The sequence below is a fragment of the Klebsiella sp. genome (assembly GCF_027492335.1).
GTDB classification, from domain to species: domain Bacteria; phylum Pseudomonadota; class Gammaproteobacteria; order Enterobacterales; family Enterobacteriaceae; genus Klebsiella; species Klebsiella huaxiensis.
Genome location: NZ_JAPUEW010000051.1, coordinates 1 through 11,982 on the forward strand (window position 1 = coordinate 1; position 11,982 = coordinate 11,982).

Consider the following 11,982-nt stretch of genomic DNA (forward strand, 5'->3'; position numbering starts at 1 on the left):
TACAAGCCTTCAGTCGTCTGCGTTTCCGTAGCCCGGGCAAGGCGCTTTGCGCCACTCCCGGGAGGAAGACCGCAGAATCTTCCCGGAGGCGATGCTGCGCATCTGTCCGGGCTACAAGCCTTCAGTCGTCTGCGTTTCCGTAGCCCGGATAAGGCGTTAGCCGCAATCCGGGGATTCCTCTGCGCCGTAGCGGCCCCTTGTGGTTACAGTTTTCCTAACGCGCTCAGTATTTTCTCCGGCGTGAAATGCCATTCGCGTAGCCAGACGCCGCAGGCATCGTGAATGGCGGTGGCAATCGCCGGAGCCGCGCCGTTGACGCCGATTTCGGAGATCGATTTCGCGCCAAACGGGCCGACCTTGTCATCGCTTGGCACTAGAACAGCGCGGAAATCATGCGGAATATCGCCGATTTTCGGCGCGCCATAGCTGCGCAGATCGCGGGTAAGCGGATGGCCCTGTGCGTCGTAAAGAATCTCCTCCGTCAGGCTATGACCAATGGCGCGCATCGACGCCCCGTAAATTTGCCCCAGCGCCAGCTCCGGGTTAACCGGCGTACCGCAGTCCAGCAGCGCATAGAACTTGTCGAGGCGGATTTCACCGGTACGGGTATTCACCGCCACTTCGGCGAAGTTCGCTCCGTACGGGAAGGCGAAATCGGCGGTGATATAGCTGGCGGTGGCGACCAGCGTACCGAAGCCGGTGCCGGTCTCGGCCTTGTGGGCGATATCGGCATAGCTCACTTCCCCTTGTTTACCGCGCACCACGCCTGGGGCTACCAGCTCAACGTCGCTTAGCGGTTCCCCGAGCATCTCTGCGCCGTGGAAGCGTATTTTTTCCCGCAGATTTTCTGCCGCCTTACGCGCCGCATTACCAGAGAAACAGGTGCCGGACGAGGCGTAAGCGCCTTTGTCGAACAACGCATGATCGGTGTCGCCGGAAATGACATGCACCTCCTGCGGCGGGCAGTGCAGCACTTCCGCCGCCAGTTTGGTGACCACTGTATCCAGTCCGGTACCGATATCCGCGCCGCCGGAGTGGACGATAAAGGTGCCATCGGATTCGAGCTTGATCATGCAGTTGGCCTGGTCGATGTCCGGGATCCCCGACTTCTGCATAATGATCGCCACGCCGCGGCCTGTCTGCCAGTCGCCCGCGTGCGGTTTCGGTGACGACCATTGGATCATCTCGCGGCCCTGACGCAGGATCTCCTCCAGCGCACAGCTGGCAGCGGTAGGCACCGACGTTGGCGCTTTACCTTCGCCAATCGCGCCAAGGATCTTCAACTCCTGCCCTTCATGCACGCGGTTGCGCTCGATAATCTCCAGTTGATCGATCTGCAACTGCTCCGCCAGTTCCGCCAGCGCCATCGTGATGGCAAAGTTGCCCTTCGGCGCGCCATAACCCTGATAAGCGCCGGTTGGGCAGATATTGCTGTAGTAGGTGGTCACTTTGAAATCGACGTTATCGCAGGGATAAAGCGGCAGCGACAGCGCCGGTCCATTGGACGGCACGGTCAGTGAATGGTTGCCGTAGGGGCCGGTGTTGGCGCGGAAATCCATCTTCACTGCCGTCAGGCGACCATCTTTCTTCGCCCCCAGCTTCACCGTCACCTTGGCGACGTGGCGAGAGGTATTGGCGATAAACTCCTCTTCACGGGTATAGCGGAAATAAACCGGGCGTCCGGTGACGCAGGTGGCCCAGGCGCAGACCTCTTCCAGCAGGATATCCTGCTTGGAGCCGAAACCGCCGCCCACGCGCTCTTTAATTACGTGAACCTTGTGCTGCTTCATGCCGACCAGACGCGCCACCTGGCGGCGAAGGTGCCACGGAACCTGGGTCGAGGCGTGAATAACCAGACGATCGCCGTCCATGCGGGTAAAACAAAGATGCGGTTCCGTCGGGCACTGCTGGGCCTGAGTGGAGGAGTAGGTGCGCTCGATAACCACATCGGCTTCAGCGAAACCTTTCTCCATATCGCCAATATGGCCGTGAATGCTGGCGGCGATATTTTTGCGCGGGCGCGAGCCAATGGGGAAATTGATAATCATATGTTCCCCGCGCTGGGTGGCGTGACGGTTATCTTCTTCCAGCGTATCCGGTGCGCCAGCGACGTACACCACCGGTTCATCGTGAACCACCGGCGCGTCATCGGCCATCGCCTCATCAATCGACATCACTGGCTTAAGCACTTCATATTTGACGTCGATAAGCTTCAGCGCGGCCAATGCAATATCTTCACTTTCTGCGACAACCGCCGCGACGCGATCGCCGACGTGGCGCAGCTTCTTACCGAACATCCGCCGGTCGAGCGGTGACGGCTCCGGCGCGCTCTGGCCGCCGGGGGTGTAATAGATATCAGGGCAGTTAAGATGGGTGATCACGTGAACCACGCCCGGTAGCGCCTCGGCCTTGCTGACGTCGAGATGAGTAATCAGCGCATGGGGATGCGGGCTGCGCAGCATTTTAATAATGCAGGCATCCGGTGTGACGCGGTCCTCCACATAGCAGGGCTTGGCCTGCACCATGGTTGCCGCATCGGTTTTCGGATACAACTTGCCGACGACCGCCAGATCGTCGCGGAAGGTCGGGGCGCTATCGATAGCGATCTGCGGGTCGCCTTTACGCGCCACCGCCAGTTCGATCACCTGATAATATTGCTGCCAGCCCGCGTCGCGGCTGAATAATCCGGAGAGTGCATCATCGATCTCCTCGCGCGTTGGGGCGGCGATACGATCGAGCAGATCGCTGATAATCAGCGCGGCGGCGGGATCGTTATAGCCCGATTGCACCACGCCGACGTCGACCATCGCCTGCTGCACCAGACTGAGCTGATTCCATTTGCCCAGCGATTCGCTGGTGCGGATCTCCGCCTGTTCCAGCTGAGCGGCGATAAGCAGGGAAGCGTTAACGATGCGGCCGTTAAACAGAATCGCGTCGGATCCCGCGAAGCCGAAACCATCGTCGCTGTTACGCACCGAGTGCATCCCGAGGCCGAAAAGCAGCGCCTGTACGTTAGCGCCGGGATTGACCTTCATCTCGCGCGCAGCGCCGTTCAAGGTAAAGTGAATCATCATACGACCTCCTCGCCCATCTGCTGGCAGTCGGCATACAGGTCTGCGACAACCACGCCGGTGATATAGCGTTTATAGGACACGCTACCCCGAACATCCTGCTGAGGGAAAATTGCGGCGGCGACGGCCTGCTCCAGCGCGCTGCCTTCCAGTTGCTGCGACTCCACGTCTCGCAGGCGTAGGGGACCATCGGCCACACCGTCCAGCGCGATATGTACGCCATCGTGTTCTGAGATGGCAACCGCCGCGGTGACAACGGTTAACCCCGCCTGTGAGCGGCTGATTTTGCGCGTGGCGCAGGGGCGGAAGGGGTCTTTAATGACAATTTCCGTGATCAGCCGTGCGCCGGGATCGGCGAGATAGCTCTCCAGCGACAGGCACTTGCCGTCGCCAAATACCAGATGCGCGTCCAGCGCCAGCAGAACGGGCAGCAACACCGACTCTTCCTGGCGGGCGGCGATTTCGCCGCCGAGGGTTGACTGGTTGCGCAGGTGGCGGGAGTAGACGAAGCCCAGCGCATCGTGTAGTGCGGTGGGAATGAAGTGCGCATCACGCAGGGTTTGCAGACGCGTCATCGCGCCAACGCGCAGCGCGCCGTTATCCCAATCCACCCATTCCAGCTCAAGGTCCTGTAACGAAATGGCGATTCGCTTATCCGGTCGCGTCGGGGTGGCATTGATCTTACTGCCCCCGGCAAACCAGACGGCATCATCCTGGTAGCGCGATTTGAGCTCCAGCGCCTGTTCTACAGAGTCTGGTTTGAAAAATTGCTCGATCATAATCTTTCCTCATCAATCCCTCTTTCAGCACGAAAGAGGGCGTGGGCTATGCCAGCGAGTCCATACGCCGCCACATATCCGCAGCGACTTTTCGGGCCTGGGCGTAAATCGAATCGCAATCAAAGGTGAACTGCCGATCTTCGTAGACCAACACGCCGTTGACCATCACGCTATGAACGCTGGCGGAACCGAGGCCAAAGGCGATATGTCCGGCGATATTCTCTGCCAGCAGCGGTGTCGGCGCGGCATAATCGCAAATGGTCAGGTCGGCTTTATAACCAGCCTCTAACTGCCCAAAGCGGGCGCTAAAGTTACGGCTCAGCAGTTCGTTACCGCTGGCCAGTGCGCGGGCGAAGCTGTCTGGCCACAGCGGGCCACCAGCATCGCGATGCTTAAAGAAGGCAAACTTCATCTCTTCCAGCATGTCGGAGCCGATACCGTCGGTACCCAGCGCCAGGTTGCGGATATCGGTGAGGTGATGGTTGTAGCCCACATGGTTGTTCATGTTGGAACGGGCGTTGTGCACCAGAAAAGCATCCTGTTCGTTGAGCAGGGCGATATCGTCTGTCGACAAATACAGTCCGTGCGCCACCAGCGTTTTGCTGTTGATAAGGTCGTATTCCGCCAGCCTAACCAACAGGTCTTTGCCATAAAGATGGTGGCTGTGGGAGACATCATAGAGATCTTCCGCCGCGTGGATATGCAGCCCGCGCCCGGTAACCTTGAGGGCCTCGCTGAGCATGGATAGCCCGGCATCCGGCACGGTAAAGGGGGCATGAGCGCCGATATGCGCTTCCACCAGATAGGGCTCCGTGCCCGTCGCCCGCGCATGGTCTATCTGGCGGGCGAAGCGGATATTTTCCTCTACGCCTGCCTGCAATTCATCGACTCCACCGTTGCGGTCGGTGGTTTCAAAGCAGGTCATCCCGCGCAGGCCAATCTTCAAAAAGGCATTGCGCAGCGTAGAGAGCGAGCCATCGATATACGCCGGAGAAGCGTGATGGTCGATGACCGCAGAGCATCCGCTCTTAATGGCTTCAATTGAGCAAATCAGCCCGCTGTAGTAGAGAGACTCTTCGTCCAGTGCGCGGTCCAGCCGCCACCACAGATTTTTCAGCGTCGAAATAAAATCCGGGCTGGGGGCGATGTTGGCCATAATGCCGCGCGACAATCCGGAGTAGAAATGGTTGTGTGCGCACACCAGTCCGGGCATCACGATACGCCCGTGCATCTCCTTCCAGTCAGCCTGTGGATAGCGGCGGGTCAGTGCATCGCCAACCTCAACAATAACGTCATTTTCGATAGCGATATCAACGCCTTCCTGCACTTTTGCCGGATAGAGCTGTACGGCGGTCACATTCTTTAGAATTAACATCGTTATACCTCCACCCGGCCCAGCAGATAGTGATGCTGCTGGTGGACATGGCTGATGATGCGACACATCTCATCCAGCCCCGGAGGGATGCTGGCGAACTGGCCGTCGTTGTCGATATTCAGTACCCAGCTTTGGCTATTGAGACGCACGCGCACGCGGTCATCTTCCACCAGGAATCCGGGGTTGCTGCTGGAGTCAAAATCCTGTGCCAGGCTAAAGACGGTGATTTTGTCTTTGTAAGGTTTGCCCAGCCACGGGCAGAACTGGGCGCAGTTGCCGCACTCGTTGCAGTAAGCATCCAGATGCAACGTCTGGAAGCGATTCTGGAAGCCAGGGACCGCAATAGAGATGTTGGCGCGGTTCGGACAGACGTCCACGCACTTGCTGCACACGTAGTTGCATTCAAGGCAGCGTTCGGCTTCCTGAGCGACGAAGGCATCGCGGTCGTCTTTGTTGACTATCGCGACCGCTATTTCCCCCTTGCGCTGGTAGATTTCAGCCGGGCTGACGTTGTTCCAGCGTTTATCCGCGTGGTGGGTGCGGATATTTTCCCGATAGAGGATGGTATCGCTTGCCCGACGGGCTGAGCCGATAGCGGCGACGATGGAAGAGGGGCCGCGCTGAACATCGCCAATCATAAAGACGTTGGCAAGGCGGGTTTCGCCGCTGGCATTGACCTCCAGCCAGCCTTTTTCATCCAGCGGAATACCCATGGCGCTCAGGGCGTCGGTATCCTGCTGCTCGCCGATGGCGGTGATCAGGCTGTCGGCATACAGCGTTACGGTTTCATCGGTTTCGACCGGACGGCGGCGACCTTTGGCGTCCGGTTCACCCAGCGACATCACCCGCAGGGTCAGTGTGCCATCGGCATCAAAGCGCTGCGGATTATTCAGGAAGCGGAACTCAACGCCGTCGTGCAACGCCTCCTCATACTCTTCGCGCCAGGCGGGCATTTCCTGAAGCGAACGGCGATATACAATGGTGGCTTTCTCCACGCCGGGTACGCGTAACGCCGCGCGGGCGCAGTCCATGGCGGTGTTGCCTGCACCCACAATCACCACGTGTTTACCCAGATTGAGCGTGGAACCCAGATTGTATTCCCGCAGGAAAGGCAGCGATTTCCAGACGTGCGGGTTATTGCCGTGCAGCGTGACACCGCTGTTTTTATCGGTCCCGGTGGCGACCAGCACATACTGATAACCCTGATTTTTTAGCTGTTCGACCGTCAGATGCGCGTCGCAGCCGTACTCGAATTTCACGCCGTGGTCGGCGACAAAATCGATATCATGCTGGATGAGCTCCGCCGGAATGCGGAACTGCGGAATGATGTTTTTGACGACGCCGCCGGCGTTGGCTTCCCGCTCAAACACGGTAACCGGATGCCCCGCGCGCGCCAGAAAATAGCCTGCGGCAAGTCCCGCCGGGCCTGCGCCAATGACCGCAACCGGATGGCGTGAGCCGGAGCCCGCCGGTTTATGCCAGCGTTGCTTGTATTCATCCCAGCCTTTTTCCAGTGCGATTTTTTTGAGTTCACGGATGTTCAGTGCGCTGTCGTAGTCCAGGCGCGTACAGTTGTACTGGCACTGATGATCGCAGATATGCCCGGTGATAGCGGGCAGGGCGTTGCGCTGATAAATCAGCTCCAGCGCGTCGGCATAGCGCTGCTCGCCCATCAGGCGAATGTATTCCGGAATATCCTGTTTGATCGCGCAGGCCGTAATACAAGGTGCGACGTAGCAGTCGGTCAGCGGCAGATCTTCAGCAACCTCAATGCGCTCTTCCGGTTTCCAGCGTTTCTGCGTATAGGCCATGGTGACGGCGTCTTCTGCCAGCCGGTTTAATCGTTCAACGTCGACGTGGGTCATGCCCCAAGCGTCTGATGACTCCAGTTCGCGCATGCAGGCGCTCAGGCGCAGGTAGCCGCCGGGCTTGAGCAGATCGGTCGCCATCGTAATGGGGCGGATCCCGGTGTCGAAAATGTCGCGAATAGTCAGCTGGCTGGCGCCGCCGGAATAAGAAATGGGTAATTTGCCGTCAAAAGCGCGGGACAGCACCGCCGCCACGTTGATGGCGAGCGGGAACAGCGCGCGGCCAGACATATACATCTCATCGCCGGGAAGCGCGCCTTTATTATTGATAGTGCCAAGAGTGTTGGTCAGCTTCACGCCGAAACCGAGCGATTTCTGTTTTGCCAGCGCCATCAGGCGTTGCAGCATTTCCAGAGCCTGGGCCAGTTTGAGATCGTGCTCGAACGACTCCTCTTTCAGGCCGATATACGCAAAGCCGCAGCTATCCAGAATCTCGCGAACGCGTGCGTAGCCCAGCAGCGTCGGGTTCAGCTTCACGAAGGTATTCAGCGCTTTTTCTTCCAGCATGTACTGGCAGATAGCTTCGATTTCGTGCGGCGGGCAGCCGTGCATGGTGGAGAGCGTTACGCCGTGAACCAGGGTGGCAGGAATGCGCGCAGGCAGCGCGCGCAGGTTTTCCCGCTGCTCGCTCAGGCCGTGGCGCTCAAGGAAGGTATCGTCGTGCAGCCAGCGGCTAAGCGTATCGCGATATTGCGCAAATTTCGGCTGCGTGGAGGCGTCTGTCATTGAGTCAATAAACTGCTGCATTGGCGGCTGCTTGATGCCGTCCAGGTTGTAGCCGACGCTCATATTGAAGATAAACGACTTTTCCGCGCCCGAGGGCTGGAAAACCTGCTCTAACAGATGCAGAACGAACCACGCTTTCAGGTACTCATCCCACGCTTTTTGCAGGGTGAATTCGGTGGACCATTCGGTATTGAAGCACTCATCTTCGGCATCGATACAGGGTTTTTCCAGCTCCAGCCGGTCAAGAATTTGTACCGTTTTCAGCTCGATAAAGCGGCCGCCGGTGAGCCAGGAGGTGACAATATTTTGCGCCAGCTGGGTGTGCGGGCCAGCAGCGGGGCCAACGGGGGTAGCGCAGGTTTCGCCAAAGACGCTGACCGATTTATCTTTGGCTGGTGAGTAAAATTGTTGCTCGGGAATACCAAAGATGGAGCGCTGCTGTTGGTATTCATCAAATATGCGCGTCAAGAGTTCCTCGAACGGAACGGGACGCATAATATCCCCCATAACCCTCTCCTTTACCCGTCATACTTCAAGTTGCATGTGCGTTGGCTTCACTCGTTCACCCCAGTCACTTACTTATGTAAGCTCCTGGGGACTCTCTCACTTGCCGCCTTCCTGCAACTTGAATTATTTAGGGTATATAGTTCTCACTGATTGACCGGTATAGATAAACCGGTAGCCTGAGAGATATGGAGCAATATTCACACCACTCTTGCTGGCGAGCGGCATAAATATAATTTTTTGTGAAGCGCTTCTAAAGTTAAGTCTGCTTTGTGAAAGAACTCACATTGCGCAAATGAGAATTAAAATCAGTCCTGGTCGTTGATGAAGTCAGAGTTTCTCGAAAGTATCTTATTTTCTCAAAAAGGGTGGGTTTGTATCATTATGATAAGTGCGAAAGACGCCTGGTTTGATTATTTGAACGCAATCGTTTAACTTGGCAGGTAAGAAATTTTATTGACAATGATGTAGGTTAATAAAATCCTCTGGTGTATCGATATCTAAAGTGATTTCGCGATTGTTTATTTTTACTCTATTATGCTCGCCCGCCAGCAATGCCTGACGCATATTTTTATGTGGCCGGGAGATAGCTTGCCGCAGGCACTCTCGGGTGAGCAAAATAGGGTGTCCAGGGACGCCGTGATAGTAAGGTATGAGTGCACTGGTGTTACGTAAGGACCACATTTTATTGAATATTTCAACGGTAAGGCAGGGCATGTCACCGTGGGTGATGAAGCAGTATTCGCTCTCAACGGCGGCGGCGGCAGCCTTCACGGAAGAGTATAAACCGTCAGCATAATCTGAGTTGTGGATAATAATAATATCACGCATATTGGCATAACGTTGATGCAGTTCATTGCCACGATATCCCGTGACTAAAATAACCCGACTGCAAAATTGCAGGGCGTTTTTGATACTTGCATCAAGAATTGTCCCTCCTTGCCAGGGTAACATCATTTTCCATTCTCCCATCCGTGATGAAAGCCCCGCGGCGGTAATAATACAGTCGATAGCTGGCATTGCGCGTCCATTATTTAAGGTGATTGATGGTTACCAAGGAAAATATAACGGATAACGCCGAATTGTTCTTTGACTTAGGTGCGCAGAACCGTCCATCGGTTATTTCAGTGGTGGGGGCCGGAGGCAAAACCAGCACCATTTTCTCGCTGGCTCAGTTATTCCATGCCAGCGGCCGGCGCGTCGTGGTGACGACGACGACTCATATGTTCCTGCCTGATTCCGCTTATCCGGTGATCTTTTGTCGGGAACCTGCCGCTCTGCCTTCTCACTATCTCAAATTGCCCATTTTAACCTGTTTTCACTCATGGAAAGCACAGGAGGGCAAAGCACGAGGTTTTTCGGCGAGCGCCATTGATGCGCTGGCTGCGCGAGAGGAATGCGACGTTATTTTAGTGGAAGCTGACGGCGCTCACGGATTGCCGCTGAAAGCGCCGGATGAGCATGAACCTTGCATACCTGAAAGCAGCTGCTCCGTGATTGCCGTAACGGGCGGGCATATGTTGGGGGAGAAAACGGGAGCGGAAAATGTCCATCGCTGGCCGTTGTTTGCTGATATTACCGGCCTGACAGCGGATGAACCGCTGACGTTCGGGCACCTTCTCCGGCTCATTCGCCATCCGCAGGGCGCGTTTAAAAACGTACCGCTGGGCAGCCGACGGATCTGGTTCCTCAACCAGTTTTCTCAATCTGAGAATCGCCTGGCTGAAGACGAACTGAACCCGCTCTTGCGCAATGGAGATATGGATGCCATCTGGCTGGGCGCGATACTGGAACGCCCGCTGATTTTGCGCAGATTTGTGAGATAGAGACGCCGGGAGACCGGATCTACCGAACGGATATCCACTGAGGTTTTTATGAATATTTTCACAGAAGCGGCAAGACTCGAAGAACAAAACAGCCCATTTGCGCTGGCGCAAATTGTGGATAGTCGTGGCTCAACGCCGCGACATTCAGCAGAAATGCTTGTCCATCAGGATGGAACCATCGTCGGCACCATTGGCGGCGGTATGGTGGAGCGTAAGGTGATCGACGAGGCGCTACAGGCATTAGAGGAGCGAAAGCCGCGCTTGTTTCATGGGCGAATGGCGCGTAACGGCACCGATGCCGTGGGTTCAGATTGCGGCGGCGCGATGACGGTATTTATTAGCGTCCACGGGCTGCGGCCCCGGCTGGTATTGATTGGCGCGGGGCATGTGAATCGGGCTATTGCCCAGAGCGCGGCGTTATTGGGGTTTGATATCGCCGTGGCGGATATCCATCGCGAAAGCTTAAATCCGGCCTCTTTTCCTCCTTCGGTGCAGCTACTCTGTGCCGACTCGTTTGCCGCGGCGGTGGATGCGCTGGAGATCCGCCCCGATAACTTTGTGCTGATCGCCACCAATAATCAGGATCGCGAGGCGCTGGATAAGCTGGTGGAGCGTCCGGTGGCATGGCTGGGGTTGCTGGCGAGCCGCCGCAAGGTTCAGCTTTTTATGCGCCAGCTGCGGGAGAAGGGGGTTGATGAAGAGCATCTCGCGCGCCTGCATGCGCCGGTGGGTTATAACATTGGTGCCGAAACGCCGCAGGAGATTGCAGTGAGCGTGCTGGCTGAAATCTTACAGGTTAAAAACAATGCTCCCGGCGGCTTAATGATGCGAGCAGCGCACCCGTCCGGACACCAGCGCGTGGTGGTTCGCGGCGCGGGGGATATCGCCAGCGGTGTGGCGCTGCGTCTGTTTCATGCCGGATTCAAAGTGTTCATGCTGGAGGTTGAGAAACCGACGGTTATCCGCCGCAGCGTGGCTTTTGCCCAGGCAGCGTTTGACGGCGAGATGGTGGTCGAAGGCGTAACCGCCCGGTTGGCGAGCACGACGGCAGAGGCGATTGCGCTGGCTGAACGCGGTATTATCCCGATACTGGTCGACCCTTTCTGTTCATCGCTTGAGGCGCTGAAGCCCGTCTGCGTGGTCGATGCGATTCTGGCGAAACAGAATCTGGGCACTCATATTGAAATGGCGCCGGTGACTATTGCGCTGGGGCCAGGGTTCCGTGCGGGTGAGGATTGCCGTGCGGTGATTGAGACCAATCGCGGTCACTGGCTGGGGCAGGTGATTTACTCGGGCTGCGCGCAGGAAAATACCGGCGTTCCCGGCAATATTATGGGTCACACCGCGCGTCGGGTGATCCGCGCGCCCGCCGCAGGCATCATGCGTGCCAACGTGAAGCTAGGCGATCTGGTAGAAGAGGGTGATGTCGTGGCCTGGATTGGTGAAAGCGAAATTAAAGCGCCGTTATCGGGCATGGTGCGCGGCTTGTTAAGCGATGGTCTGGCTGTGGTCGGCGGCTTTAAGATTGGCGATATCGACCCGCGCGGCGAGACCGCTGATTTTACCAGCGTTTCTGATAAGGCGAGGGCGATTGGCGGCGGTGTGCTGGAAGCGCTGATGATGCTGATGCATCAGGGCGTGAAATCGACTAACGAGGTGCTGGAAGTCGCATAGAGCGGGCTACTCACCCTCAGACGACTGTGAACCTGTAGCCGGGAAGCAGTTGCGTCAAACCATCAGGCCTGGTACTTCTCCCGGAGGCGGCGCCAGACGCGCCTTGTCCGGGCTTGTATGATGACTCCGTCAGAAAGAACCGGCCAGTTCTCTCTGATG

Annotated in this window: 7 protein-coding genes; 2 read left to right on the plus strand and 5 right to left on the minus strand. The window is 57.1% G+C overall.

Annotation, left to right across the window (positions count from 1 at the left end; genetic code table 11):
* Positions 1–203: 203 nt before the first annotated feature.
* The 5 genes from QVF11_RS16230 to mocA all read right to left on the minus strand — a co-directional run bounded on the left by QVF11_RS16230 (position 204) and on the right by mocA (position 9,343).
* On the minus strand, positions 204–3,074 hold the full coding sequence (locus tag QVF11_RS16230) for a molybdopterin-dependent oxidoreductase Mo/Fe-S-binding subunit (RefSeq protein WP_287858238.1): 2,871 nt from the start codon (positions 3,072–3,074) through the stop codon (positions 204–206).
* Positions 3,071–3,850 (minus strand): molybdopterin-dependent oxidoreductase FAD-binding subunit, encoded by a 780-nt coding sequence (gene ygfM, locus QVF11_RS16235; protein ID WP_287858240.1) that lies wholly within the window; start codon positions 3,848–3,850, stop codon positions 3,071–3,073. The genes QVF11_RS16230 and ygfM overlap by 4 nt, the downstream gene beginning before the upstream one ends.
* 46 nt (positions 3,851–3,896) lie before the next feature.
* Positions 3,897–5,225 (minus strand): putative aminohydrolase SsnA, encoded by a 1,329-nt coding sequence (ssnA, locus tag QVF11_RS16240; protein ID WP_287858242.1) that lies wholly within the window; start codon positions 5,223–5,225, stop codon positions 3,897–3,899.
* A gap of 2 nt (positions 5,226–5,227) precedes the next feature.
* Entirely contained in the window at positions 5,228–8,326 is a 3,099-nt protein-coding gene (ygfK, locus tag QVF11_RS16245) for a putative selenate reductase subunit YgfK (protein WP_287858244.1), read from the minus strand.
* Between the two features lie 450 nt (positions 8,327–8,776).
* Positions 8,777–9,343 (minus strand): molybdenum cofactor cytidylyltransferase, encoded by a 567-nt coding sequence (gene mocA / locus QVF11_RS16250; RefSeq protein ID WP_142512803.1) that lies wholly within the window; start codon positions 9,341–9,343, stop codon positions 8,777–8,779.
* Positions 9,344–9,369: 26 nt separating this feature from the next.
* Here mocA and yqeC point away from each other — a divergent pair, with 26 nt between their 5' ends.
* Entirely contained in the window at positions 9,370–10,149 is a 780-nt protein-coding gene (yqeC, locus tag QVF11_RS16255; RefSeq protein ID WP_142512802.1) for a selenium cofactor biosynthesis protein YqeC, read from the plus strand.
* A gap of 48 nt (positions 10,150–10,197) precedes the next feature.
* Positions 10,198–11,823: a selenium-dependent molybdenum cofactor biosynthesis protein YqeB gene (gene yqeB / locus QVF11_RS16260; RefSeq protein ID WP_112217317.1), complete on the plus strand. Its 1,626-nt coding sequence runs from the start codon at positions 10,198–10,200 to the stop codon at positions 11,821–11,823.
* Positions 11,824–11,982: the final 159 nt, after the last annotated feature.